The organism is Rhodococcus sp. Eu-32, assembly GCF_003336925.1.
Classification (GTDB): Bacteria; Actinomycetota; Actinomycetes; order Mycobacteriales; family Mycobacteriaceae; genus Rhodococcoides; species Rhodococcoides kyotonensis_B.
Genome location: NZ_QGNK01000036.1, coordinates 1 through 25066, shown reverse-complemented (window position 1 = coordinate 25066; position 25066 = coordinate 1). Strand labels below are relative to the sequence as shown.

The following is a 25066-nucleotide window of genomic DNA, read 5'->3' as shown; positions in this document are numbered from 1 at the left end:
ATGACCACGATGACCATGGCCGGGGCACTCAACTCCGCCCTGCGCGACGCACTGACCGCAGACGAGAAGGTCGTCGTCTTCGGCGAAGACGTCGGAACACTCGGCGGCGTATTCCGCGTGACCGATGGACTGACGCGCGACTTCGGCGAAGAACGCTGCTTCGACACACCCCTCGCCGAGTCCGGAATCATAGGTTTCGCGATCGGCATGGCGATGTCGGGTTACAAGCCCGTCGTCGAAATGCAGTTCGACGCCTTCGCCTACCCCGCCTTCGAACAGATCGTCTCGCATGTAGCCAAATTGCGGAATAGAACCCGCGGATCACTGACCGCGCCCATGGTGATCCGCATTCCCTTCGCCGGCGGCATCGGCGGCGTCGAGCACCACTGCGATTCGAGCGAGGCGTACTACGCCCACACACCGGGCCTGAAGGTGGTCTCCCCCTCCACCGTCGCCGACGCGTACTCGATGATGCGCGATGCTATCGCCGACCCGGATCCGGTAGTGTTCCTCGAACCCAAGCGCCTGTACTTCTCCAAGGCCGACATCGAACTCGTTGGCACCGAACCCATCGGCACCGCAGTCGTACGCCGGCAGGGCACGGACGTGACTCTCCTCGCCTACGGACCGACCGTGTCCGTCGCCGTGCAGGCAGCCGAATACGCAGCCGAGGACGGCCGCAGCGTCGAGGTCGTCGACTTGCGCTCACTCAACCCGTTCGACGACGAGACCGTCGCACGGTCGGTCCGCAAGACCGGCCGCTGCGTCGTCGTCCAGGAAGCCCAGTCGTTCGCGGGCGTCGGCGCGGAAATCGCCTTTCGGGTACAGGAACGCAACTTCCATCACCTGCACGCCCCCGTGCTGCGCGTCAGTGGACTCGACATCCCCTACCCTGCACCCAAGCTCGAGCACTTCCATTTGCCCTCCGCCGACCGCGTCCTCGACGTCATCGACCGACTGCAGTGGAACGACACCCCCGATCTCAGCAAGGCGGTACCGGCATGACCGCCCAGGTATTCAATCTGCCAGACCTCGGCGAGGGCCTCACCGACGCCGTGATCGTCGAGTGGAAAGTCGCATCCGGCGACACCGTCGCCATCGACCAGGTCATTGTCGAGGTCGAAACGGCCAAAGCTTCGGTCGAGGTTCCTTGCCCCTTCGAAGGCGTCGTCGGTGAACTCCACGGCGCCGAGGGCGATGTCATGCTCGTCGGCAAGCCTCTGATCACCGTTACCGGTGCCGCCGTTGCCGATACGGCCGACGGCGCCCCTGCAGCACACGAGCAGTACCGTGAGGAAGAACGCGCCGGCTCGGGCAATGTGCTGATCGGCTACGGAACGGGCCACGGGCCCACGGGGCGACGTCGCCGCGCCGGACACGACCGGCCCCGTGAGACGGAGTCGAAAGCCCCTGCAGCGCAAATGCAGACCACATCAGCGCAGCCCGCGTCGACCGGCGACGCGGTGAAGGTCCTCTCGCCGATCGTGCGCAAACTCGCGCTCGACGGCGGTCTGGAGCTCGAGGGCATCGATGCTTCCGGCGGGCACGGTGTGATCACGCGCGCCGATGTCGAGCGAGCACTCGAGGGAACTTCGGTCGCTCCCGCCGCTACTCCGACCACCGGTGGGATCACGCGAATTCCCCTCACCGGTATCCGAAAAGCCATCGCCGACAAACTTTCTCGTAGCCGGGCCGAGATTCCCGAGGCAACCGTGTGGGTCGACGTCGACGCCACCGCGCTGCTGCAGGCGCGTCGAGACCTCGATGCATCGATCGACGGGGTCAAGATCTCGCTGCTGGCAGTCCTGGCCAAACTGACGATCATCGCTCTACAGAAATATCCAGAGCTCAACAGCACGGTCGACACCGCAGCCGGTGAAATTCTCCGCTACGAGGACATTCATCTCGGCATCGCTGCACAGACCGACCGCGGACTCATGGTCCCCGTGATCTCTCAGGCCAATCGCAATGACCTTCGTGAGCTTGCAGAGCGTCTGGCCGAGACGACGGAGTTGGCTCGCACCGGGTCCATTCCGGCTGCCCGGTTGTCCGGTGGCACGTTCACGCTGAACAATTACGGCGTTTTCGGTGTCGACGGTTCCGCCGCGATCATCAACCACCCCGAAGCCGTCATTCTGGGTATCGGACGCATCATCGATCGCCCCTGGGTCGTCGAAGGACAACTCACCGTCCGCAAGGTCACGCAATTGTCGATCGCATTCGATCACCGCGTCTGCGACGGCGGAGTGGCCGGCGGCTTCCTTCGTACCGTGGCCGATTACATCGAGAACCCTGTTCTCGCGCTGGGAGGTGCTCGATGAGTGATGTCGATATCGTTATTCTCGGCGGCGGTTCCGGCGGTTACTCCTGCGCACTCCGCGCAGAGCAACTCGGACTGTCGGTCGTTCTGATCGAAGCGGACAAGCTCGGCGGCACCTGCTTGCATCGCGGATGCATCCCCACGAAAGCACTGTTGCACACAGCCGAAGTCGCCGACGCTGTTCGCGGCGCGGAACACGTCGGGGTGAGCGCGTCGTTGGGCGGTGTCGACGCCGCTGCTGCCGTGAAATATCAGCAGGGGGTCGTCGCATCGTTGTACACCGGCCTCAAAGGGCTATTGAAGCGCCCGAAGATCGAGATCGTCAGCGGCACGGGGCGTCTTATCGACAAGAACACCGTCGAGGTCGACGGGCGCCGCATCACCGGAAGGTCTGTCGTACTTGCCACCGGTTCGTTCTCTCGCACCCTCCCCGGCATCGAGATCGGCAATAGGGTCATGACCAGCGAGCAGGCGCTCGCGTTGGATCGGGTGCCCGAGACGGTCGTCGTACTCGGCGGCGGCGTCATCGGTGTCGAATTCGCCAGCATTTGGGCATCGTTCGGATCCAAGGTGATCATCGTCGAGGCGCTCGATCGCATCCTCCCCGGTGAAGACGAATGGGCGTCCAAGCAGATGGTTCGTGCATTGAAGAAGCGCGGCATGGACATTCGTGTCGGAACCAAGGTCGAAGCGGTGCAGGAATCGGCTGACTCCGTAGCCGTGACGCTCTCCAGCGGCGAGACTGTGAACACTGACGTCGTTCTGGTCGCTGTCGGCCGGGGTCCACGCACCGACAACATCGGCCTAGCCGAAGTCGGCATCATCACCGATCGCGGTTTCGTGACCGTCGACGACAACTTGATGACATCGGTACCCGGCGTGTACGCCGTCGGCGACATTGTTCCGGGATATCAGCTGGCACACCGCGGATTTCAGCACGGCATGTTCGTAGCCGAGCATCTGGCGGGTAAGTCTCCCGCCCGGATCGACGGCGACCGAATTCCGCGCGTCACGTATTCACACCCAGAGGTCGCGTCCGTCGGGCTGACCGAGAAAGATGCCGAAGCAAAGCATGGTAGCGTCACCTCGCTCGTGTACGACCTCGGCGGTAACGGCAAGAGCCGGATCCTCGGTACCGCAGGCGGCGTCAAGGTAATTCGGGCCCGTGACGACGGACCCGTAGTCGGTGTTCACATCGTCGGCGACCGAGCCGGTGAACTGATCGGCGAGGCGCAGATGGCCGTGGCGTGGGAAGCGCTGCCGTCGGAGGTGGGGGCCTTCGTACACGCGCATCCGACGCAGAACGAGGCCCTGGGCGAGGCGATGATGGCCCTTTCGGGAAGACCACTGCACGCCCATTCCTGACGGGATGACCGAAGCGAGATGCCCCGTAATCCGGCGAGGACTACGGGGCATCTGTGCATCGATGCATGATCGGTTTACGAACTACTCACCGGCACAGGGGTGTACGGGTTCGCGAAGGTGTTCGACAGCACTGCGTCCACCCCGCCGGCTGCTGCGACACCGTCCTTCTGGTCCGAGTGGTATTACTAGAAGATCACGCGCTCGCTCGGGACGTCCTCAGCAAAGACATGCCGGGCCGGTCGGCCCCAGGCTCCTCGATGTTCAGAGCGTCGAGCACCGTGGGGAGAATATCGACGATGCTGACGGCGTCCTTGTATCTGCTTCCCGTTTCGAGGCGCGGATCACGAATGGAGAGGGATGCGGTCTGACGTCGGGCTTTATCGTGCCGGAATGGTCCGGCTGTCGCCGCGGAATTCGGCGACCACGACGTCACCGTTGGTCACGGTGACGTCGTAGATGCCGTTCTTGCCGAATCGCGCACGCTCGACGGCGGTGGCGACCAAGACGTCGCCTGCCTTCGTCGGTCGCAGGTACCGGATGTCGCACCGCGCCGCCACGGCCGGCTCGTCGTAGCTGTTGCACGCCATCGCAAATGTGGTGTCTGCCAGCAGAAATACGTACCCGCCGTGGGTGATGGCGTGGCCGTTGATCATGTCCTCGGTGATGGTCATCGACATCCGTGCGCGGCCGTCGCTGAGTTCGACCAGTTCGATACCGAGCTTCCGAGACGCAGCGTCCGCTGCGAACATCTCGTGCGCGATTCGGTTCTGCACTATTGCTGCACTTCTTCCTGCATGAACATGGTGACTCCGCCGGTTGCGAAGTTTCGCACGTCCTTGCCTGCCGCCTTCATTTCCGGGGATCTCAGACCCGTCTGCAGTGACGCTTCGTCGTCGAAATACAGATTGGCGACTGCATAGTAGGGCGGTTCGGACCCATCGAGAGATTTGGTTTTGCCCCAGGTGAATCCGACCAAACCGGGTACCGCCTTCGCCAGCGGAACGTGCGTCGAGGTGTAGTAGTCGTCGAACGCCGAGGGGTCATCGGGCTTGCCGTAGCAGACGGCCACGCGGTAGCTCATGCGTCACCCTCGGGCTTGGCGACAAGGGTGAGCACGTCATAGGTCGCGACCGGGTCGCCCTCCTGGTTGACGACGACTGCGTCCCAACGTACTTCGCCGTACTCGGCGTTCTGACGCGGTGTGATCAGCTTGGCCGTCAACGTGACCGTCAGCGAGTCCTCGGCCTTGACCGGTGTGAGGAAGCGCAGGTTGTCGACTCCGAAGTTCGCGAGCACGGGGCCCGGAGCGGGATCGACGAACAGGCCGGCAGCGAGCGAGACGACGAGGTAACCGTGGGCGACGATGCCGCCGAAGAGCGGATTCGCCGCTGCCGACTCGGGATCGGTGTGGGCGTAGAACGTGTCGCCGGTGAACTCTGCGAAGTGGTCGATGTCCGCGAGCGTCACCTGACGAGGTCCGCCGACGATGGTGTCGCCGAGGTTCAGTTCGCCGAGGTTCTTGCGGAACGGGTGCACGTCGCCGGTAGTCCGGGCCGAACCGCTGACCCACTTGTTACCCACTGCTGTGAGTACGTTCGGGGTTCCCTGGATTGCTGTGCGCTGCATGTGGTGGAGCACCCCGCGCATACCGCCCAGTTCTTCGCCGCCGCCGGCGCGACCCGGTCCACCGTGGACGAGGACGGGAAGGGGCGAGCCGTGTCCGGTCGACTCCTTGGCATCGTCGCGATTGAGGACCAGGATTCGGCCGTGGAATGGTGCGCACCCGAGAACGATCTCGCGAGCGATGCCCGCATCTTTCGTGACGAGCGAGGCAACCAGCGAACCCTTGCCGCGTGCAATCAGATCGAACAACTCCGCGGTATCGCCGTAGCCGATAACAGTCGAGACCGGCCCGAACGCTTCGATCTCGTGTGGCTCGGACGCCGTGTTGTCCTCGGCTTTGAGCAGTACCGGTGCCATGAACGCGCCCGGACGCGCATCGATGTCGTCCGGATTTCCGTAGACAACGGTCGCCGACTTGGTCAATTCACGAATGGATTTCAGCACTTCGTCGCGTTGGTCGATGCTCGCGAGTGCACCCATCGTGACACCATCGTCGCGGGGGTCACCCACGACGACCTTGTCGAGTCGCGCCTTCAGCGCGTCGATGACGGGTTCGACCATCGCCTGCGGCACGAGGACTCGTCGGATGGCCGTGCACTTCTGGCCGGCCTTCGCCGTCATCTCGGCGAAGACGCCCTTGACGAAGAGATCGAATTCGGGATCGTCCGCGCCGATGTCGGACGCGAGGATCGACGCGTTGAGGGAATCGGCTTCGGCGGTGAAGTGGACACCGTCGCCGACGACGTTGGCGTGTCCGCGCAGTGATGCGGCGGTATCGGCGGAGCCGGTGAACGCGACCGAATCCTGGCCACCGAGGTGGTCGATGATGCCGCGCGCACTTCCGCACAGCAGCTGCACCGAACCCTCAGGGAGAAGGCCGCTTTCAATGATGCGACGGAACACCAGTTCGGTGAGATACGCGGTTTGACTGGCGGGCTTGACTATGGTGGGGACGCCGGCGATGAATGCGGGGGCGAGTTTCTCCAAGAAGCCCCACACCGGAAAGTTGAACGCGTTGATCTGCACTGCCACGCCGCGGCGCGAGGTGTAGATGTGCTGGCCGAGGAAGGTGCCCTTCTTGCCGAGCTGCTCCACCTCGCCGTCGAGGTAGACCGTGTCGTTGGGGAGTTCACGACGCGCTTTGCTGGCGTAGCCGAGGATGGTGCCGAAGCCGCCGTCGATATCGACGCCGGAGTCGCGTGTCGTGGCACCGGTGTGCACGCCCAGCTCGTAGAACTCGTCCTTGCCCGCCAGCAGCGTCAGTCCCAGCTGCTTGAGCAGCGCAGCACGCTCGTGGAACGTCAATGCGGCGAGCGCAGGTCCACCGACAGTGCGGGCGTAGTCGATCATTCCGGCGACATCGAGACCCGTCGACGAAATCCGAGCGACCTCGCTGCCGTCGATCGCGCTGAGCAACGGAGCTCCCTCGTCACTCGCGGCGAACCATTGTCCTCGTGCGTAGCTTTCCAGCAGTCTGCTCACAGCATCTCCATCTCACCGTACGTTCGGTCGGTAATTACCATTGCGCGGTCAGGTGAAGATGTCAAGGAACCGAGATGGAGTTGCTGCTCAGCCCCGACGCAGCCCGTTGAACGTCAGCGATACCACCGCGTCGGCGAGGTCTCCGGCCGAGCCTCCCGTACGGGGCCGATACCACTCGATCAGCGAGTTCACGGTGCCGAACAGCAAGCGCGCGACCAAATCCGGGTCGATGTCGGCACGCAGATCCCCTTCGTCGGCGGCAGCGACCACCAGGCCGGAGACGAACGCGTCGAATTCTCGGCGCCGGGCCAGCGCGCGTCGCTCGACGTCGGTGTTGCCGCGCACACGCAACAGCAGGGTGACGTAGGGCAACTCGGCGACCAGAATTTCGACGCTTCGTCTGACCAGGTATTCGAGCCGATCGATGTAGCGACCCTCGGTGGCCTTCTCCTCGGTCGTCACCGCGAACAGCGCGTTCAGCGCGCGCGCAAGGGCCAGTTCGAGCAGCTCGGCCTTGCCGGAGACGTGATGATAGATCGAGGACTTGGTGATCCCCAGGCGCTGGGCCAGCACCTCCATGGACGTGCCGTCGTACCCCTTGTCGTTGAAGACCTTCACAGCCACCGCCAGAAGCGAGTCGAGGTCGTAACCGGGCCGACCGGGTAGCCCGGTTCTGCGTGGGGCACGTGCGGTTGTCATGCGTTCATCCTCCCAAATGCGGCGGCAGTGCGGATCCGCGACGCCACCGACCCTTGCGCCTCGACCGAATGTTCGGTTATTAATGGAGCGTAACCCGGCGAAGGAGCAGAACAGTGGGCGAAGTTTTCTTGGTGGCAGGAGCACGAACACCGCAGGGGCGATACGGCGGTGCTCTGTCGACCGTCAGACCCGACGATCTCGCCGGCATCGTCGTCGGTGAAGCAGTGCGTCGAGCGGGCATCCCGAGCGACCGCGTCGACGAGGTCATCCTCGGAGCCGCCAACCAGGCAGGCGAGGACAACCGTGACGTCGCGCGTATGGCGGTACTTCTGGCGGAACTCCCCGACTCGGTGCCCGGCTACACCGTCAACCGGTTGTGCGCGAGCGGTCTGACCGCGGTCGCCAATGCCGCCTCGACCATCCGCAGCGGCGAGGCCGACCTCATCGTCGCGGGCGGCGTCGAGTCGATGACGCGAGCACCCTGGGTTCTGGCCAAGCCTGGTTCCGCGTGGGCCAAACCCGGCGAGATCTTCGATACCGCGTTGGGATGGCGGTTCACCAACCCGGCGTTTGCCGCATACGACGCCCAGGTTCCCGCCGGTTCGGCGCCGGACATCCGCAAGATCACGTTGTCGATGGGCGAAACCGCAGAAGAGGTCGCTCTCAGCGAGGGCATCTCCCGCGCCGAGAGCGATGCCTTCGCGCTACGCAGCCAGGAACGCGCCATCGCTGCGCAGGATGCTGGGCGCTTCGTCGACGAGATCGTGGCGGTGCCCACGAAGACCGGTGATGTCACCGAGGACGAGACACCTCGTCGCGGGACCACCCTGGAAAAGCTCGGCAAGCTGAAGACCGTCTTCAAGAAGGACGGGATCGTCACTGCCGGGTCGGCGTCACCGTTCACCGACGGTGCCGCTGCCTTGGTAATCGCCAGCGAGGAGGCCGTGAAGAAGTACGACCTCGAGGTGCGCGGCCGCATCGTCACCAGCGCGAGTGCCGGTATCGCGCCCAATGTCATGGGACTCGGCCCCGTTCCGTCCACACAGAAGGCTCTCGCTCGTACCGGCTGGTCGATCGAGGATCTCGACGCCATCGAGCTCAACGAGGCTTTTGCGGCCCAGTCCCTGGGCGTGATTCGCCAGTTGAAGCTCGATGAGGCGAAGGTGAACGCCGATGGCGGGGCCATCGCACTCGGACATCCTCTCGGGGCATCGGGCGCCCGAATCCTCTTGACCCTCCTGGGACGTATGGAACGTGAAAAGGCTACGCGCGGATTGGCGACGCTGTGTGTCGGCGTCGGACAGGGCGTGTCGATGCTGATCGAGGCACCGTGAACACCCTCGTAGTGGAAGAGAGTGCCGATCGCGTCGTCGTCACTCTCTCCAGGCAGCCGCAGCGCAACGCGATCGACGCCGAGATGATCGGCGAGCTGCACCAGGTATGCGCGGTCATCGAGCAAGAGCCGAAGATCCTGATCTTGACCGGCATGGGGGAGCATTTCGCCGGCGGTGCCGACATCAACCAGCTGCGTGCCCGCACCCGCGACGACGCACTTCGCGGAATCAACCGCACCCTGTTCGATCGCATCGCCGCGCTCCCTTTGCCTACTGTCGCGGCCGTCCGCGGCTATGCCCTCGGCGGCGGGGCCGAGCTGTCCTATGCCTGCGACATTCGAATTGCTTCGTCCACCGCACTGTTCGGCAATCCCGAGCCCGGTCTCGGGATCATGGCCGCCGCCGGGGCAAGCTATCGCCTTCCGCAGTTGGTCGGTGTGTCCATCGCCAAACAGGTTCTCCTCGGCGGCGGGACGCTCGACGCCGAGGCCGCGCTCCGCTCGGGTCTCGTGATGAGCATCGTCGACGATCCACTCGCGGCTGCGAACGCACTTGCCGATCGCATCGCCAAGCAGGCGCCCTTGGCTCTGAAACTCACGAAGAAGATCGTCGACGCACCCGGTGCACACCCGTGGGCCGACGACATCGCCCAAGCTGTTCTGTTCGAAACCGAAGACAAACAACGCCGCATGTCGGCATTTCTGGAGAAGAAGAATTGACAGTTCCGTCGAAGGTCGCGGTTGTCGGTGGTGGAAGAATGGGAGCCGGGATCGCGCAGGTGTTCGCCGCGCTGGGTTCCACGGTCGTCATCGCCGAAGCCGCAGACCAGAAGGCAGCACTTGAACGCGTCGAAGTGGGTCTGGCTCGCGCACACGAGCGCGGCAAGCTCGATGCCGATCCCACCGAGATTCTGGCCCGCGTCACCACCGTCGGTTCCCCCGACGAATTGCCGGCCGAGCTGGACCTGGTCGTCGAAGCCGTTCCGGAGATCCCGTCCCTGAAGGTCGAGGTGCTCACACTCATCGACAAGACTGTCTCCGCCGAGACGGTGATCGCGTCGAACACGAGCTCGATCTCGATCGCAGAACTCGGAGCCGCGCTGAACGACCCCGCCCGCTTCGTCGGCATGCACTTCTTCAATCCGGTGCCTGCGTCGACGCTGGTCGAGATCGTTCGGGCTCCCGCAACGTCACCCGACGTCGTCGACAGAGTCCGTGCGTGGGTATCGCTGCTGGGGAAGACCGAAGTACTCGTCAACGACTCCCCCGGCTTCGCGACGAGCCGCCTCGGGGTCTGCCTGGGCCTCGAAGCCATCCGGATGCTCGAGGAAGGCGTCGCCGACGCCGAATCGATCGACCGAGCAATGGAACTCGGCTACAAGCACCCGATGGGCCCGCTTCGTTCGACGGACCTCGTCGGCCTCGACGTCCGGCTCGCCATTGCCGAACACCTTGAGTCGACGCTCGGTGATCGGTTCGCGCCACCGCAGTTGCTCCGAGACAAGGTTGCCCGCGGAGAACTCGGGCGCAAGTCCGGCAGAGGATTTCACGATTGGGAGGTCAAATGACGGTACAACTGGAAGTATCCGACGGGCTCGCCACCATCACCCTCGCGCGACCGTCGCTCGACGTTGCCACCAAAGTCGCCTTCCTGGAGGCCGTCGCCGGAATCGGTGACGCCCGAGCGGTGCTCATCACTGCGGAGGGCAAGAACTTCTGCGTCGGTCAGGATCTCGGTGAGCACGTCGAGTCCCTCGAAGCCGACCCCGCAACGGCCATGGACACCGTCGGTGAGCACTACAACCCGATCGTTCGAGCGCTGGCGAGTGTGGCGGTGCCTGTCGTGGTGGCATTGCCCGGTGCATGCGTCGGCGCCGGGCTCGGCATCGCGTTGGCCGGAGACATCCGCATCGCGGGAACGAAGAGTTCGTTCGGCACCGCCTTCACCGGAATCGGTTTGGCCAGTGACTCAGGGCTGAGTTATACGTTGGTGGAGTCGTTGGGCAGCAGCAGGGCCCGCGCGCTCATGCTCCTCGGCGACAAGATCACTGCCAAACAGGCACTCGACTGGGGACTGGTGCATCGGGTGGTTGCCGACGACGAGTTACTGGACGCGGCCTCGAAGTTGGCGTGCATCTTGGCATCTGGACCGACCGAAGCCTATCGCCAGGTCAAGTCTCTGGTCGCTGCCTCGGTATCGGGACTGTCCGACGCACTGGAACGCGAACTTCGCGCCCAAAAGCACCTCGGGCAGACGGCCGACCACAAGGCCGCTGTCGATGCCTTCCTGGCAAAGGAAAAGCCCGCCTTCACCGGACGTTGACGCTTCGAGTAAGGGCCGCCTGTCTTGAATGGCGGCCCACTTCGGTGCATACTAGTTTTCGACCGATCATTCGGTAATGAGAGTAGGACAAATGACCACGTCAGACACCATGAATGTCGCCGCACTCCAGGATTCGTTCGACGAGACCGTCGCGCACGAACAGCGTGTCGAGCCCCGCGACTGGATGCCGGACGGATACCGGAAATCGCTCATTCGGCAGATCGCCCAGCACGCACACTCCGAAATCATCGGCATGCAGCCCGAGGGTAACTGGCTCACCCGCGCGCCCTCGCTGCGCCGCAAGGCCATCCTGATGGCCAAGGTGCAGGACGAGGCCGGCCACGGCCTGTACCTGTACTCCGCAGCCGAGACCCTCGGCGCCGACCGCGCCGACCTGACCGTCAAGCTCATCGAGGGCAAGCAGAAGTACTCCTCGATCTTCAACTACCCGACACTGACCTACGCAGACGTCGGCACCATCGGATGGCTCGTCGACGGCGCAGCAATCTGCAATCAGGTTCCGTTGTGCCGCAGCAGTTTCGGACCGTACGCCCGCGCGATGATTCGTGTCTGCAAAGAAGAATCCTTCCACCAGCGTCAGGGTTACGAATTGCTCGCGACGATGATGCGCGGCACGGACGAGCAGCGGGCCATGGTCCAGGAATCGGTGAACCGTTGGTGGTGGCCGGCTCTGATGATGTTCGGCCCACCCGACGACGAGAGCCCCAACACCGAGCAGTCGATGAAGTGGGGCATCAAGCGCCACACCAACGACGAACTGCGACAACGATTTGTCGACATGTCCATCCCGCAGGCCGAGGCCCTGGGCGTCACGTTCCCGGACCCCGACCTGATCTGGAACGAAGAGCGCAAGTCGCACGACTTCGGTGAGCCGGACTGGTCCGAGTTCATGCAGGTGATCAAGGGCAACGGCGCATCCAATATCGAGCGCATCGCGAACCGTCGGGCAGCGCACGACAACGGTGCCTGGGTCCGCGAGGCCGCCACTGCCTTCGCAGAGAGGAACGCAGCATCATGACAGAGTTCACCGCCGAGGGCGGCCACGGTGCAGTACCCACCGACGGCGTGCCGGTGGAGCCGAAAGCTGAGCAGGTCAAAGCGGATTGGCCGCTGTACGAGGTGTTCCTGCGCGGCAAGCGCGGCCTCAACCACGTGCACGTCGGATCCCTGCACGCTGCCGACGACCACATGGCGCTACGTCACGCACGCGACGTCTACACCCGCCGCAACGAAGGCGTCAGCATCTGGGTCGTACCGTCCAACTCCATAGTTGCGTCGTCACCGTCGGAGAAGGATCCGTTCTTCGCACCCAGTGGCGACAAGGTGTACCGCCACCCGACGTTCTACGAGATCCCCGACAACGTTCCCCACATGTGAGGGCCAGAAATCTGATGACTGATCACGACAACGCCTACGACGGCCTGGTCGACGAAGATTCACACGGGCAGTGGGCGTTCGGAACCAGCTTCGACGATCCCCTCGCCGGCGTGGATACAACTGTTCCCGACGACGTCGATTTGAAAGCCCTTGCGGCGTACTGCCTGATGCTCGGAGACGATGCGTTGATCAGCTCGCAGCGCCTCGCCGAGTGGAGCACGCGCGCGCCAGAACTCGAAGAAGAAGTCGCGTTGGCAAACGTCGGACTCGACCTTCTCGGGCAGGCGCGTCTACTTCTCGCGCGTGCGGCTGCCGCCGACGCCGACGTGGTGCCGTTCATCTCGGACACGACGCCGGTCCCGTCGGAAGACGCACTCGCGTTCTTCCGCGACGAATCCGCTTTCAAGTGCGTACGCCTCACCGAACTAGACAACGGCGATTTCGCCAAGTCGCAGATTCGCCTCCTGATCTTCTCCACCTGGCGTCTGGCCATCTTCGATCGACTGAGCACCTCCCGCGACCCCGTTTTGGCCGCCGTGGCGAGCAAGGGTGTCAAAGAGCTGACGTACCATCGCGATTACGCAGCCCGCTGGGTCGTGACAATGGGCTGCGGAACCGACGAATCGAAACGGCGTGCGCAAGAGGCGCTTTCTCACCTGTGGCCCTACGTATCCGAACTCTTCGTCCCGACCGACCAAGAGATCGCGCTGGCCAAGGTGGGGGTCGCTGTCGACCCTCGCGAGGTGCGGAAGGAATTCGATTCGATCATCGCTCAGGTACTACACGCCGCCGAACTGGAAGCACCCGCAGGTAAGAGCGTCGGCACCATCGGCGGACGGGGCGGCCGACGCGGCATCCATACCGAAGCATTCGGACCACTCATCGCGGAAATGCAGGTGGTCGCCCGTGCTCACCCGGAGGGGGTCTGGTGACCACACTCGAGACGTCGGCACGCGAAATCGCCGCGTCCGTCATGGATCCGGAGATGCCTCTGCTCACCCTCGACGATCTCGGCGTTCTGCGCGACGTCGAGCTGCGGGGCGATGGCAGTGTGCTCGTCACCATCACCCCGACCTACTCGGGTTGCCCGGCAATGGCCACCATGCGTGACGACATCGAGCACAAGCTCCGCGACAACGGTTACTCGGACGTCGAAATCGTCACCAGCCTCACTCCCGCGTGGAGTACCGACTGGATATCCGACGAGGGGCGACGCAAGCTTCGTGAGACCGGCTACTCGGTTCCCGGACCCGCACCCGAGCGCTCGTCGGGCCCGGTCCCGTTGACTCTCACCGTCAAACCGCGTGAGATCGCATGCCCCCAGTGCAGCTCGATGAACACGATCCTGACCTCCGAGTTCGGCGCGACGCTGTGCAAGGCGCAGTACAGGTGTAACGACTGTTTCGAACCGTTCGACCACGTGAAGGAAATCTGATGACCGCCACAGCCGATTCGTCGCTGAAAACCCAGCGCAACAGGGCTTTTCACACGCTCACCGTCGCCGACGTCGAGAGCTTGTGCGATGACGCCGTCGCGGTCACGTTCGACGTGCCCACAGATCTACGGAGCGAATTCGATTTCCTCCCGGGACAATCCTTGATGTTGTCGCGGACAGTCGATGGCGTGGAACACCGTCGTTCTTATTCCATCTGTGCTCCCGCCGGCGAGCGTCCTCGCGTCGGCGTGCGCGAGGTATCCGACGGTTTGTTCTCGTCGTGGCTCGTTCACGACGTCAAAGCGGGCGACCGAATCGACGTCCAAGGACCCACCGGCAACTTCCACGCCGACCCCGCTGCAGGCGGACGGCACGTGCTGATCGCGGCCGGGTCGGGCATCACCCCCATGCTGTCGATCGCCGCGTCGGTGCTCACGAACCCCGATGCGCAAGTCGTTCTGCTGTACGGCAATCGGCGGACCCGATCGGTGATGTTCGCCGAGGGGATCGCCGACCTCAAAGATCAGTACGGCAGCCGATTCGACGTTATCCACGTTCTGTCACGCGAACCCCGCGAAGTGGAGCTGTTCAGTGGTCGCCTCGACGCCGAGCGCCTGCGGAACATCCTCGACACCGTTGTCCCGACGCCGGACATCGACCATTTCTGGCTGTGCGGCCCGTTCGGGATGGTCACCGACGCCCAGCAGGTACTAGAAGATCTCGGTGTCGACAAATCACGCGTGCATGCCGAACTCTTCTTCGTCGACGATGTCCCACCGCCCCAAGAAAAGCACCGCGAACCAGGCGTCGTGGGCCCGAGCAGCGAAGTCACCATCGTCCTCGACGGTCGAAGCGTCACCGGCTCTCTCCCCCAGGACGAATCGATTCTCGATTCCGGCGAACAAATCCGCTCCGATCTGCCCTTCGCGTGCAAAGGCGGCGTCTGCGGAACCTGCCGCGCCAAGGTGACGTTCGGCGACGTCGACATGCGCCGCAACTACGCACTCGAAGACAACGAAGTCGCCGCCGGCTTCGTTCTTACTTGCCAGACATTCCCCCTCAGCGACACCGTGACCGTCGACTTCGACGCCTGAGACCGCGGAGGAGCCATGACCAGCATTCGATCCGCCCCCATCGACACACCCGACATCGAATTCGCGTCCAGGGACAGGATCTCGTCGCTGCAGCTCGAACGCCTCCAGTGGTCTTTGAGGCACGCGTACGACAACGTGCCCCATTACCGGAAAGCCTTCGACGACGCAGGAGTTCACCCCTCCGACCTGAAAGACCTTTCGGATCTCGCCAAGTTCCCGTTCACGTCCAAGAGCGACCTGCGCGAGAACTACCCGTTCGGCATGTTCGCCGTGCCGCAGGATCAGGTCTCGCGAATCCATGCATCGTCGGGCACCACCGGCCGACCCACCGTGGTCGGTTACACGGCGAACGACATGAGCAACTGGTCGGACCTCATCGCCCGCAGCCTGCGGGCAGGCGGCGTGAAGCCCTCGGACAAGGTGCACGTGGCCTACGGGTATGGGCTGTTCACCGGCGGACTCGGTGCCCACTACGGCGCGGAACGACTGGGCTGCACCGTCATTCCGATGTCCGGCGGCATGACTGATCGTCAGATTCAGCTCATCGAGGACTTCGAACCCGACGCCATCATGGTGACACCGCCGTACATGCTGACGATCGTCGACGCCATGGTGGAGAAAGGCATCGACCCAGCACGGACCTCGCTGAAAACCGGAGTGTTCGGCGCCGAGCCGTGGACCGAAGAGATGCGCAAGGAGATTGAAAAGACCCTGGACATGGACGCCGTCGACATCTACGGACTATCCGAGGTCATGGGGCCCGGCGTGGCCATGGAATGCGTCGAAACCAAAGACGGGCTGCACATCTGGGAAGACCACTTCTACCCGGAGGTCATCGACCCGGTGACCGGCGAAGTCCTACCCGACGGCGAGGAGGGTGAGCTGGTCTTCACGTCGCTGTCCAAGGAAGCGATGCCGATCATCCGCTACCGCACCCGCGACCTGACCCGGCTGCTCCCCGGCACAGCCCGCACGATGCGGCGGATGCAGAAAGTCACCGGCCGCACCGACGACATGATCATCCTGCGCGGGGTTAACCTGTTCCCGACGCAGATCGAAGAACTGATCCTGACGATCCCCGCACTGGCACCGCAGTTCCAGTGCATACTCGAACGAGCCGGTCGTATGGACGCTCTGACCGTCCTCGTCGAGGCCAGGCCGGACACACCGCCGGACGTACACGGCCCGTCTGCACTGATCCTCGAGAAACTGGTGAAAGAACGAATCGGCGTAAGTGTCCAGGTCGACGTAGTCGCACCCGCCGCTCTCGAACGATCCATCGGAAAAGCAAAGCGCCTGATCGACAACCGACCGTCATGAGACGTTGCCTGGCCGCCACTTCGATTTAGTCGTATCTGCCGGCGCATCAATCCGCTCCCGTCAACGCCTTACTGATGGTGCCCGAGTTCTCCAATGTCTGCGTTGTTCGACCCCTTGCGATCGGACCTATCCAAGTTAAGACCGCCATGGCTATGCACAGTTACCGCACCGTCAAGGCAGGGTTGACCGCGAATTGTTTTGGGCGTTCGACTGTGGAGGTGGCGGATCCGAGCCGGGACCGTTGAACCTCTGCCGAAAGCTTCTTGTTGTATTGCTGCGGCCGTGAGCCGTGTGGGGCGTCGTTACCGTCGGACGGCGGGTCCGTGGCCTGCTTACGGCCACTCCGAGGAGAGCTAGTGTGGGTGTATCGGTCTTTCGTCCGCTGTTCTGTGCGGAATCCGCATCGCACGTTCACGAGGGGTCAGACCACCCCAGATACCGTACGGCTCCGCGGATTGCATTGCGAATGAGCGGCATTCGGTGATTACTGGGCATTGAGAGCAAATGTCTTTGGCTCGCTGTTCCAGGCGAAGCCGCTCGCGGTGTTTCAGGCCGGTGGTGGGGAAGAACGTTTCGATGGCGTCGTACTTGCAGTGTGCGTGTAGTTGCCAGTCCCAGTTCTCTGCTACGGGGTTCGGCAGTTGCCGGGCCGATAACGAAAATGCCCTTGAGTACCGATATCGACGGGGTTGGCTGTTGACAGTGTTCGGTGCCATGGCGTTACGGATTCTTACGGCCCAGTCGCGTGCCCGGCTCGCAGTTGGTGTTGGAGGCGGCCGAGTCTCCGACTCGGTGGACCCGCACGAGGTTGGTGGCTCCAGCGGACCCTGGCGGTGAACCGGCGATGACGATTACCACGTCACCGCGTTCGCACAGTCGGTGTTTCGAGCAGTTTGCTGTTGACTTGCTCGATCATGCTGTCGGTGTCTGCGACCGGGTCGACGAGGAATGCTTTGACCCCTCGGCTGAGCGCGAGGTGATACATGACGTCCGGGTTGGGTGTGAATGCGATCAGCGGGACCGATGGGTGCAGGCGCGCGAGTCTGCGCATCGTGTCGCCGGACTCGGTGAACGCGACCAGAGCGGCGGCGCCGAGTCTGTCTGCCATGTCTCGGGCGGAGTGGGACACCACTCCGGCGCGTGTGCGGGGCTCGTGCGGAGATGGGGATGCACGGGTGATGTCGGTTTCGGCGGACGTGACGATGTCGGACATGGTGCGCACGGTGTGCGCCGGATGCTGCCCGACCGATGTCTCGCCCGACAGCATCACCGCGTCGGCGCCGTCGAGTGCGGCGTTGGCGACGTCGGACGCTTCGGCGCGCGTCGGCCGGGTGCTCTCGATCATCGAATCGAGCATCTGGGTGGCGACGATGACGGGTGTGGCGTACTCCCGCGCCAGCTGAATGATGTCCTTCTGTACCAGGGGCACGTCTTCGAGTGCGATCTCCACACCGAGGTCACCGCGCGCGATCATGACAGCGTCGAACGCCTCGATGATCGCGGCGATGTTGGTGACCGCGTCGGGTTTCTCGATTTTGGCGATGACGGGTACGCGGCGGCCCACACGGTCCATGACCGCGTGTACGTGTTCGATGTCGGATGCGCGGCGGACGAACGATAGAGCTATCAGGTCGGCGCCGAGCGTCAACGCGTACTCGAGGTCTCGAATATCTTTGTCCGACAATGCCGGTGCGGAGACGTTCATTCCGGGCAACGACAATCCTTTGTTGTTGCTGACGGGTCCACCGTGAACGACGCGGCACACCACGTCGGGCCCGTCGACGTCGACGACGACCAGTTCGAGCTCGCCGTCGTCGACCAGGATGGCGTCACCGGCTTGGGCATCGGCGGCGAGTCCGTTGTAGGTGGTTGATACTCGCGCTGCTGTTCCCTCGACTGTCTCGGTGGTGATGCGTACCGTGTCGCCGGCGGACCAGACGGCATGACCTGTCGTGAAGCGTCCGAGTCGGATCTTGGGGCCTTGTAGGTCCGCGAGCACCGCGACCGTGGCGCCTAATTTCGAGGCGGCAGCTCTGATGTCGCGGTAGCGGCGTGCATGGTCGGAGTGGTCGCCGTGGCTGAAATTCAATCGGGCGACGTCCATTCCTGCGCGCACGAGTTCATCGAGCACGTCGTCGGAGTCGGTGGCCGGGCCGAGGGTGCAGATGATTTTGGTGCGTCGTTCGCGCCGAGCCGACGAACCCCGCTCCGTTGTGTGGGCTGTGGCCGGTGAACGGTCGAGGGTGTCCATGATGCTTCTTTCGTGGTGTGCCGCAGCGGGGATCACCCGGTGACAACGGCGAATCGGTCAGAGACCGAGGCGCCTGCGCGGTGCGGCGCAGGCACCCCAATCTCGGCAGGTCGGGTCAGTGACGGGTCGAAGACTCCTCGGCCGAACTACCGGTGTCAGTCGAATAGGCGTCGGTCGACTCGTCGTCGGTCGCGTCTTTGTCGTCAGTGTTGTCGTTCGGTCCTTTTCCGCCGTTCTTCTTCCGCAGCCGTCGTGCCCACGCCGCGGTGAGGATGGGGCACATGATGGCGGTGACGACGACGGATGCGGCTACGAGGACGGTTGCTTGTTCGGCAGCGGCCTCGTAGACGGGGTTGGCTTCGGCGATGATGGCCGGTACCAGCGCAGCGTTGCCTGCTGTGGTGGCGGCGGCGAGCCCGGCGACGCCGTCGCCTCCGGTCAGTCGGTCGGCGGTCATGAGGATCAGGCCACCGACGATTGAGACGAACAGTCCCAATGCGATGCCGAGCAGGCCGGCCTTGACGACGGCGGTGAGGTTGATGGTCAATCCGAGCGCGAGGCCGAGGAACGGCACCATCGCCGGCACCAGGGGCCCGAACAGTTCACGCATCTTGGGGTCGAGATTGCCGATGAGCATGCCGAGCGACAACGGCAGAATAGCGCCGACGAGTGCTTGCCAGGGAAAGGCAGCCAAACCTGCGAGGCCCAGGGTGATCATCGTCAGGAACGGCCCTGATTCGAGCGACATCAACGAGTACGCGCCGGCGTCTTTCTTGCGCCCGAATTGCGCCATCAGCGAGATGTAGAGGCCGCCGTTGGTGTCGTTGAGAGCCGCGACGATGGCAAGTGTGGACAGTCCCGCGAGAAGCCCGCCTGCGATCGGTGCTTCCCCGAGCATCCGTCCTACGACGATGCCGACGATGGCTGCGAACACGATTTTGGTTCCCAGAAGCACGCCGCCCTTTTTCAGGATGTAGGGAGTCGAGCGTACTTCGAGGGTGGCGCCGAGGCAGAAGAAGAACACTGCCAGCAGAGGTGCGAGGCCGGTGAAGAACGAGCCGGTGAAGGAGCCGAAGAAGTTACCGGCATCGGGAGCGAGGGTGTGGATGATCGCGCCGATAAGCAACGGAACGAGCATCATTCCACCGGGAACGCGCTCGATGGCTCTCTTGATGGGGACGGACATGGCGTTTCCTTACAAGGGTGGGCAGGAAAAGGTGTGTGGGTGAATGGAGCTCAGCCGAGGCCGGGAACGAGGAGGACTTTGCAGGCGTCTGCGGTGAGCAGGTCGATGGCTTCGTCGATCTCGCTGAGCTTCTTGCGGTGTGTGATGAGCCAGTCGAGTTCGAGGCGCCCGGAGTCCAGGAGAAGCAGGGACTGCTCCCATGTCTCCCAGAGTCGGCGACCGAATATGCCGCGCAGTGTGATGCCCTTCTTGTTGATGTATTGCGCGATGTCGATGTCGACGGGCTTGCTGGGGTGTCCGACGGTGACGACGGTGGCTTCGCGGCGCAGTGCTTGAAACAGTGTTCCGAGCGCGACGGGTGCGCCGGAGCATTCGAATGCGACGTCGAATCCGCCGCGTCGGCTGGTCAGTTCGAGGCATTTCTCGACGGGGTTGTCCTGGGGCGAGATCGCGATAGCGCCGAGTGCGGCGGCTTGCGCGCGGCGGTAGGGGTTCGGTTCCACGACGACGACGTAGGCCGCTCCCATCAGTTGTGACAGGTGCGCGACCACCAGTCCGACGGGGCCTGCGCCGCTGACGAGGACAGCGCGCCCGGCGACGGAGTAGCTCGCGCGCTGGATGGCGTGGACGGCGACACCGGCCGCTTCGAGCAGTGCTCCCGATTCGAGGGATAAGCCGTCGGGCATCTTGACGCAGATGTCTTGGGGCACGTTCATGTATTCGGCGAACAGGCCGTCGATGTGCATGCCGATGATGCGTGTCTTGGCGCATTCGTGGGCGTCGCCGGTGCGGCAGGAGTAGCAGCTACCGCAGATCAGGTGGCTCTCGAGTGCGACTTTGTCTCCGATTTTCAGGTCGATGACACCGTTGCCGATTTCGACGACGGTGCCGGCGCCTTCGTGACCGAGCACGACCGGCGGGGTGAGGTTGAACGCCTGCGCCGAGGGTGTCCATTCGTAGAGTTCGCGGTCGGTGCCGCAGAGTGAGGCGGCTGCCACCTCGATGACGACGTGCCCGTCGGAGGCTTTGGGGTCCGGGGCGTCGGTGACGTAGTCGACTCCGCGTTCTGCGGATGTTTTCATTACTGCCCTCATCGGTGGGCCGCCTTTCTAGGATTGCGAATGTCGGGGGTGTTCATGCAGGTTCGGGAGCCGCGAAGCGGCGGAGAATGTCGACCGGTCCCACTTGCCCGCCCTTGAGTAGTAGGCGGCAACCGGCAACTGCGGCGGCATCATCGGACCGGCAGATAGGACCGGCGGTGACGAATTGCTGGGACACACGTAAATAGCTGACGCCCATAGCAATCAAGGCATGGCTGGAGGTGTCGCCGCCGAACACTGCGATATCACGTGTCAGGCCACGCTGCGCCATGTGCGCGGCAAGTGTGCCGATCAACGTTCCGACGTGCTGCGCGGAGACCGGGTGTGTCTGAGAGTATCGAGGGTCGTCGGCGCCGAGCGTGGTGTGGACCAGAACGTTCTTTCCTGCTGTCAAGGCCTGCGCCACGGCGGTTTCGACGTCTTTACGGTCAGTCTCGCTGGTCGTGTGCAGCATTGCCGCCGGCACCGGCACATCCACCCAGCCGGCGCCTCGCGCGTCGGCGAGCTGTCGCGCCGTCACACTCGATGCCGAAGCGCTGACGACGAGGACCGGGCCGCTGGCCGAGGACTCGTCCCGGGTCGGTGCGGGTTGGTTCATCGACCTGGCAAGAGCGGCCATCATGCCGCCGGAGCCGACCACCAACGACGGACCGTCGCCGACGCGTGCGCCGCGCAAAGCGCTGGCGACGGCGTCGAGGTGGGTGTCGTCGACTGCGTCGACGACGAATGCTGCGGCGGAGGGATCTGCACGCAGTCCTTTCCAGGCTGTCTCGAACTCCCCGGAGGTGTACTTCGGCAGGTGCAGAAAACCGGGCTGAGCGCTGCTGCGCAGTTGCCCGGCGAGCACGAGCCGCAGGTCGGATTCCGACATCGGCGTGGAGGGGTGTGTGGACATCACGGGGTGACGATCGAGCCGGTAGATCTCCTCGCCGGATACGGCGAAGTGTTGGCTGAATGCGGTGTAACGCCCGAATCCGGGTTGGGCCGGCGCTACCGGTATCGGGCCGTGCGCTGGAAACTGCTGGTGCAGTAATTCGATACCACGGCCGATGCTGCCGATAGTGGGTGAGCTGTCGAATGTCGAGCACACCTTGTAGAGGAGGACGTCGAGATCGACCGCCGCGATGCGCCTCAAGTCGCGAGTGACGAGCTCGTCGAATTCGCGTCCACCCAAAGAGCGTGCGGGGCCCGCGATTCCGACGACATCGACGTCGGTAGGCAACGAGACGTCCCCGATCGCCAGTACGGCATCGAGACCGTGCTGATGAGCTTGCGCGAGGACGTCGCCTGCGCCTGTGAGATCATCGGCGACGAAACCGAAGCGTGCCATGTCACTGTCCTCCGAACAAGTCGATCGCATGCGAAAGATGTAGATCGCCCTGCGCTGCCGAGCGTGCCGCCGCGTCCGCCAGCGGGACACCGTCCACGGCCGCCGACCAGGCCTGACGCAGGCTGTGTACCCCCGCGCTCGGGCCGTCTGGATGCGCTGCCACTCCCCCGCCGGCGAGCATCAATACATCCGTCGAACGCACCGCGGCATACGTCGGTCCGGGTGTGGTCACGTTCTGCCCGGACGACAGCACGGGCAGCGCAGGGACAGTCGCGCCCAGCGGCGCCAGCAGCGAAGCTACGTTCGCCGATACCTCGTCGTCGCGCTCGTAGAACTTGCTCCCCAATCCGCTGACGTGGAGGTGATCCGCGCCGGCGAGTCGGGCGAGCTTCTGCCACACCGTGTAGTCGATACCGAGGCCTGTCGAGCGCATCGTCGATGCCAAACCCGCGCGGTGACCGTGGATAGGGACTTCCGCGAACGATCGCAACCACGCGAGCGCCGGCAGTCCCATGATCGGGATGTTCAGCATGACGCAGCGTCCCCCGGCAGCGACGACGCGGTCATGTCGACGGCGCAGACCTGCGAGGTCGCCGGTGATGTTAAATGCGTACATCGTTCGGTGACCGGTGACCTGCTCGGCGCGGTCGATCTCCTCGGTGGCAATCGCCACGCGCGTCTCGAGTGGAAGGTACCGCGGATCGGTCATCAACTCGTCATCCTTGATCACGTCGATGGACGCAGACGCCAACTCGCGAACTACGCCGCGGAACTCGTCCGCAGACAAGCCCACATTGGGTTTGACGATGGTGCCGATCATCGCGCCGGACACATCACTGATCAGACGCCGCGTCCCCGCAATACCGAAAGCAGGACCCCTGTGTGCGTCGACGAAGTCGTCCGGCAGTTCGATCGACTGCAGGCGACACGCGAACAAATCGCCGAGCTCGAACAGGTTCCCCCCGATCGCGGTCTGCAACGTTGCGAGATCGGTGCCCACGTTTTCCATCGGGAAGTCGATCGTGGCAACCGCGGCCCGCACCTTCTCCGGCTCAGTCCTTGAGGGCAAGCTCGGACGACTCCATCCGCACTCCTGCACGTCGACGATGCGGGCAGCGTGACGCTCGCTGATGCGCGCCGATTCACCCGGCACCGGCAGGAAAGTTCCACTCGATTGCTCGCCTGCCAGGAGGGCCGCGGCACGCTGCGGCTCGATCTCGGATTCCAAGTAGTACGTGCAGCGGATCGAACGGTGGTCTCGCATCGGTGGGTGTCCTTGCTGTGATCTGGCGGGTGGTACTGACTACCGGCGCTTGTCGCCTTGTCCGTACCTTTCGTACGTACAATATGCGTGATGGGCATCACTGTCAACTCTGGAATGGGGCGCCATGCACACCACGATGCGCTATGCAAGACCGCTTACGATCGAAAGCGTGCACAGCAACGCCGACATGGCACCGATGGCGGTCGACCGCAACGACGAACGGCCACTACACGTACAGGTACGCGACCGGCTGCACGACGAAATCAGCAGCGGCAGAGCGCTTCCCGGTAGCGCACTGCCCACCGAGGACGAACTGCAACGCCAGTTCGGCGTGGCCCGTAGTGTCGTCCGACAAGCCCTGGGTTCGCTCGCCGACCTGGGCTTGATTACCCGCGCGCGCGGCCGAGGAAGCATCGTCGCCGCGCCACCAGCGCTGCGCCGAAGCATCCAACGCGCTGGAGGGCTGGACGAACAAGCAAGCACACACGGGCAGCGACTACGCACCCATGTGCTGTCCGTGGACAAAACCGACGCACCAGACCGCGCACGCACAGCACTGAACACCAGTCGCACCACCCGACTCGAACGGATCCGGTACCTCGAAGACGTGCCTGTCGCGTACATGACGACCTGGGTACCGGCAGACCTGTTCCCCCACTTCACCGCACAACTGCTGGAGGGAAACTCACTCCTGGGCTTGATGCGCGCACACGGACACACCCCCTCCGGCGGGCCCCGGCAGGTCCAAGCCGTATCAGCCGACGCAACCCTCGCTGCGCACTTGAATGCAGACGTAGGGGATCCCTTGCTTCTGCTCGAGGGAGTTACACAGGACGAGAACGGGGTAGGGCTCGAATGGTTCCGTGTCTGGCACCGACAGAACACCGTGTTCGACGTGGACGCGCACGTCGTCGACCCCGGTAGCTCGTTATCTGCGGAGAAGGTGCAGCATCTAAAACGTGTTGTAGCTGAACTACAGTCCGCGCTTTCTTCCCTCACCGCCAGCCTTGAGAACTGAACGAACCAAAACCTCGACGACTTAAGGTCCTCCTGACTGCAACCAACACCGAAACTTAACCGCGGAGAAGGGTGAAGTACCTCCAAACCTCGCCGTGCCGATCAGTCTGAATCACCCCAAGTTTGATGCCGCTTCCTTCTGAGTCAGGAAGGATGAGCACATGCCTAAGAAGATCGATCCGGAGGTCCGTGCGCGGGCGTTGCGGTTGCTGGAGACCCACGGCGGGGAGTACCCGTCGATGACTGCTGCGGCCGAGGCCATAGCCAGGCAGGTCGGTGTCGGCCAGGAGACGGTGCGCCGCTGGGCGGTGCAAGCCCAGATCGACGCCGGCGACCGGACCGGAACCACCTCGGCCGAGGCTGCCGAGATCAAACGGCTCAAGGCCGAGAACAAGCAGCTACGCGAGGACGTCGCGATCTTGAAAGCGGCGACGACTTTCTTCGCGGGGGAACTCGACCCCCGCAATCGATGATCATAGCGTTCATAGATTCGTTGCGCGCCAATGGTTTTGCGGTCGAGTCGGTC

23 protein-coding genes and 2 pseudogenes are annotated in these 25066 nt (G+C 63.7%); 15 read left to right on the top strand and 10 right to left on the bottom strand.

Features of this window, described 5'->3' with window-relative positions:
• The 3 genes from DK926_RS25740 to lpdA are packed head-to-tail and all read left to right on the top strand — an operon-like array spanning position 1 to position 3685.
• Entirely contained in the window at positions 1-1005 is a 1005-nt protein-coding gene (locus DK926_RS25740; RefSeq protein WP_114332759.1) for an alpha-ketoacid dehydrogenase subunit beta, read from the top strand.
• Positions 1002-2321 (top strand): dihydrolipoamide acetyltransferase family protein, encoded by a 1320-nt coding sequence (locus tag DK926_RS25735; RefSeq protein ID WP_114332758.1) that lies wholly within the window; start codon positions 1002-1004, stop codon positions 2319-2321. The genes DK926_RS25740 and DK926_RS25735 overlap by 4 nt, the downstream gene beginning before the upstream one ends.
• On the top strand, positions 2318-3685 hold the full coding sequence (lpdA, locus tag DK926_RS25730; RefSeq protein WP_114332757.1) for a dihydrolipoyl dehydrogenase: 1368 nt from the start codon (positions 2318-2320) through the stop codon (positions 3683-3685). The genes DK926_RS25735 and lpdA overlap by 4 nt, the downstream gene beginning before the upstream one ends.
• Positions 3686-4062: 377 nt before the next feature.
• On the opposite strand, the gene paaI is transcribed toward lpdA, so the two are convergent.
• The 4 genes from paaI to DK926_RS25710 form a co-directional block, all read right to left on the bottom strand.
• Positions 4063-4434, bottom strand: coding sequence for a hydroxyphenylacetyl-CoA thioesterase PaaI (paaI, locus tag DK926_RS25725; RefSeq protein ID WP_114332769.1), 372 nt, complete (start codon positions 4432-4434; stop codon positions 4063-4065).
• A 23-nt stretch (positions 4435-4457) separates the two neighbouring features.
• On the bottom strand, positions 4458-4766 hold the full coding sequence (locus DK926_RS25720; RefSeq protein WP_114332756.1) for an EthD family reductase: 309 nt from the start codon (positions 4764-4766) through the stop codon (positions 4458-4460).
• Entirely contained in the window at positions 4763-6790 is a 2028-nt protein-coding gene (gene paaZ, locus DK926_RS25715; protein ID WP_114332755.1) for a phenylacetic acid degradation bifunctional protein PaaZ, read from the bottom strand. The genes DK926_RS25720 and paaZ overlap by 4 nt, the downstream gene beginning before the upstream one ends.
• An 87-nt stretch (positions 6791-6877) precedes the next feature.
• Positions 6878-7489, bottom strand: coding sequence for a TetR/AcrR family transcriptional regulator (locus DK926_RS25710; protein ID WP_114332754.1), 612 nt, complete (start codon positions 7487-7489; stop codon positions 6878-6880).
• A 113-nt stretch (positions 7490-7602) separates the two neighbouring features.
• On the opposite strand from DK926_RS25710, the gene DK926_RS25705 reads away from it, so the two are divergent.
• From DK926_RS25705 to paaK, 10 genes are all read left to right on the top strand, one after another.
• The gene (locus DK926_RS25705) at positions 7603-8823 is read left to right on the top strand and encodes a thiolase family protein (protein WP_114332753.1); all 1221 of its coding nucleotides are present in this window, start codon (positions 7603-7605) and stop codon (positions 8821-8823) included.
• Positions 8820-9542 (top strand): enoyl-CoA hydratase/isomerase family protein, encoded by a 723-nt coding sequence (locus tag DK926_RS25700; RefSeq protein ID WP_114332752.1) that lies wholly within the window; start codon positions 8820-8822, stop codon positions 9540-9542. Before DK926_RS25705 ends, DK926_RS25700 begins: the two co-directional genes overlap by 4 nt.
• On the top strand, positions 9539-10390 hold the full coding sequence (locus DK926_RS25695) for a 3-hydroxyacyl-CoA dehydrogenase family protein (protein ID WP_207890917.1): 852 nt from the start codon (positions 9539-9541) through the stop codon (positions 10388-10390). The genes DK926_RS25700 and DK926_RS25695 overlap by 4 nt, the downstream gene beginning before the upstream one ends.
• The gene (locus DK926_RS25690; RefSeq protein WP_114332751.1) at positions 10387-11145 is read left to right on the top strand and encodes an enoyl-CoA hydratase-related protein; all 759 of its coding nucleotides are present in this window, start codon (positions 10387-10389) and stop codon (positions 11143-11145) included. The genes DK926_RS25695 and DK926_RS25690 overlap by 4 nt, the downstream gene beginning before the upstream one ends.
• Positions 11146-11236: 91 nt before the next feature.
• The gene (gene paaA, locus DK926_RS25685; RefSeq protein ID WP_114332750.1) at positions 11237-12184 is read left to right on the top strand and encodes a 1,2-phenylacetyl-CoA epoxidase subunit PaaA; all 948 of its coding nucleotides are present in this window, start codon (positions 11237-11239) and stop codon (positions 12182-12184) included.
• A complete protein-coding gene (gene paaB / locus DK926_RS25680; RefSeq protein ID WP_114332749.1) occupies positions 12181-12543 on the top strand; it encodes a 1,2-phenylacetyl-CoA epoxidase subunit PaaB in 363 nt (120 codons plus the stop codon). Before paaA ends, paaB begins: the two co-directional genes overlap by 4 nt.
• 14 nt (positions 12544-12557) lie before the next feature.
• Positions 12558-13475, top strand: coding sequence for a 1,2-phenylacetyl-CoA epoxidase subunit PaaC (paaC, locus tag DK926_RS25675; RefSeq protein WP_114332748.1), 918 nt, complete (start codon positions 12558-12560; stop codon positions 13473-13475).
• On the top strand, positions 13469-13978 hold the full coding sequence (gene paaD / locus DK926_RS25670) for a 1,2-phenylacetyl-CoA epoxidase subunit PaaD (protein WP_114332747.1): 510 nt from the start codon (positions 13469-13471) through the stop codon (positions 13976-13978). The genes paaC and paaD overlap by 7 nt, the downstream gene beginning before the upstream one ends.
• Entirely contained in the window at positions 13978-15072 is a 1095-nt protein-coding gene (gene paaE / locus DK926_RS25665) for a 1,2-phenylacetyl-CoA epoxidase subunit PaaE (protein ID WP_114332746.1), read from the top strand. Before paaD ends, paaE begins: the two co-directional genes overlap by 1 nt.
• Before the next feature lie 15 nt (positions 15073-15087).
• Positions 15088-16392: a phenylacetate--CoA ligase PaaK gene (gene paaK, locus DK926_RS25660; RefSeq protein ID WP_114332745.1), complete on the top strand. Its 1305-nt coding sequence runs from the start codon at positions 15088-15090 to the stop codon at positions 16390-16392.
• A gap of 353 nt (positions 16393-16745) precedes the next feature.
• Here the strand turns inward: paaK and DK926_RS25655 are convergent, their stop codons facing one another.
• The 6 genes and pseudogenes from DK926_RS25655 to DK926_RS25630 all read right to left on the bottom strand — a co-directional run bounded on the left by DK926_RS25655 (position 16746) and on the right by DK926_RS25630 (position 23523).
• Entirely contained in the window at positions 16746-17108 is a 363-nt protein-coding gene (locus DK926_RS25655; RefSeq protein ID WP_114332744.1) for a WhiB family transcriptional regulator, read from the bottom strand.
• Positions 17109-17112: 4 nt separating this feature from the next.
• A pseudogene (gene pyk, locus DK926_RS25650) lies at positions 17113-18643 on the bottom strand (pyruvate kinase).
• A 115-nt stretch (positions 18644-18758) separates the two neighbouring features.
• Positions 18759-19829, bottom strand: a complete 1071-nt coding sequence (locus DK926_RS25645) for a 2-keto-3-deoxygluconate permease (protein WP_114332743.1) — start codon at positions 19827-19829, stop codon at positions 18759-18761.
• Between the two features lie 50 nt (positions 19830-19879).
• Positions 19880-20911, bottom strand: a complete 1032-nt coding sequence (locus DK926_RS25640) for an alcohol dehydrogenase catalytic domain-containing protein (RefSeq protein ID WP_243637024.1) — start codon at positions 20909-20911, stop codon at positions 19880-19882.
• 52 nt (positions 20912-20963) lie between these two features.
• Positions 20964-22259: a four-carbon acid sugar kinase family protein gene (locus tag DK926_RS25635; protein WP_114332741.1), complete on the bottom strand. Its 1296-nt coding sequence runs from the start codon at positions 22257-22259 to the stop codon at positions 20964-20966.
• 1 nt (position 22260) lies between these two features.
• Positions 22261-23523 (bottom strand): RuBisCO large subunit C-terminal-like domain-containing protein, encoded by a 1263-nt coding sequence (locus DK926_RS25630; protein WP_114332740.1) that lies wholly within the window; start codon positions 23521-23523, stop codon positions 22261-22263.
• A gap of 169 nt (positions 23524-23692) precedes the next feature.
• On the opposite strand from DK926_RS25630, the gene DK926_RS25625 reads away from it, so the two are divergent.
• Together DK926_RS25625 and DK926_RS25620 are read left to right on the top strand one after the other, a co-directional pair.
• A complete protein-coding gene (locus tag DK926_RS25625) occupies positions 23693-24541 on the top strand; it encodes a GntR family transcriptional regulator (protein WP_243637023.1) in 849 nt (282 codons plus the stop codon).
• A gap of 160 nt (positions 24542-24701) precedes the next feature.
• Positions 24702-25066, top strand: a pseudogene (locus DK926_RS25620) (IS3 family transposase); the annotation flags it as partial.

Coding starts and splice junctions, on each gene's coding strand:
- DK926_RS25740 (WP_114332759.1), top strand. CDS start 1: ATGACCACGATGACCATGGCCGGGGCACTCAACTCCGCCCTGCGCGAC.
- DK926_RS25735 (WP_114332758.1), top strand. CDS start 1,002: ATGACCGCCCAGGTATTCAATCTGCCAGACCTCGGCGAGGGCCTCACC.
- lpdA (WP_114332757.1), top strand. CDS start 2,318: ATGAGTGATGTCGATATCGTTATTCTCGGCGGCGGTTCCGGCGGTTAC.
- paaI (WP_114332769.1), bottom strand. CDS start 4,434: ATGTTCGCAGCGGACGCTGCGTCTCGGAAGCTCGGTATCGAACTGGTC.
- DK926_RS25720 (WP_114332756.1), bottom strand. CDS start 4,766: ATGAGCTACCGCGTGGCCGTCTGCTACGGCAAGCCCGATGACCCCTCG.
- DK926_RS25710 (WP_114332754.1), bottom strand. CDS start 7,489: ATGACAACCGCACGTGCCCCACGCAGAACCGGGCTACCCGGTCGGCCC.
- DK926_RS25690 (WP_114332751.1), top strand. CDS start 10,387: ATGACGGTACAACTGGAAGTATCCGACGGGCTCGCCACCATCACCCTC.
- paaA (WP_114332750.1), top strand. CDS start 11,237: ATGACCACGTCAGACACCATGAATGTCGCCGCACTCCAGGATTCGTTC.
- paaB (WP_114332749.1), top strand. CDS start 12,181: ATGACAGAGTTCACCGCCGAGGGCGGCCACGGTGCAGTACCCACCGAC.
- paaC (WP_114332748.1), top strand. CDS start 12,558: ATGACTGATCACGACAACGCCTACGACGGCCTGGTCGACGAAGATTCA.
- paaE (WP_114332746.1), top strand. CDS start 13,978: ATGACCGCCACAGCCGATTCGTCGCTGAAAACCCAGCGCAACAGGGCT.
- paaK (WP_114332745.1), top strand. CDS start 15,088: ATGACCAGCATTCGATCCGCCCCCATCGACACACCCGACATCGAATTC.
- DK926_RS25655 (WP_114332744.1), bottom strand. CDS start 17,108: ATGGCACCGAACACTGTCAACAGCCAACCCCGTCGATATCGGTACTCA.
- DK926_RS25645 (WP_114332743.1), bottom strand. CDS start 19,829: ATGTCCGTCCCCATCAAGAGAGCCATCGAGCGCGTTCCCGGTGGAATG.
- DK926_RS25640 (WP_243637024.1), bottom strand. CDS start 20,911: ATGAAAACATCCGCAGAACGCGGAGTCGACTACGTCACCGACGCCCCG.
- DK926_RS25635 (WP_114332741.1), bottom strand. CDS start 22,259: ATGGCACGCTTCGGTTTCGTCGCCGATGATCTCACAGGCGCAGGCGAC.
- DK926_RS25630 (WP_114332740.1), bottom strand. CDS start 23,523: ATGCGAGACCACCGTTCGATCCGCTGCACGTACTACTTGGAATCCGAG.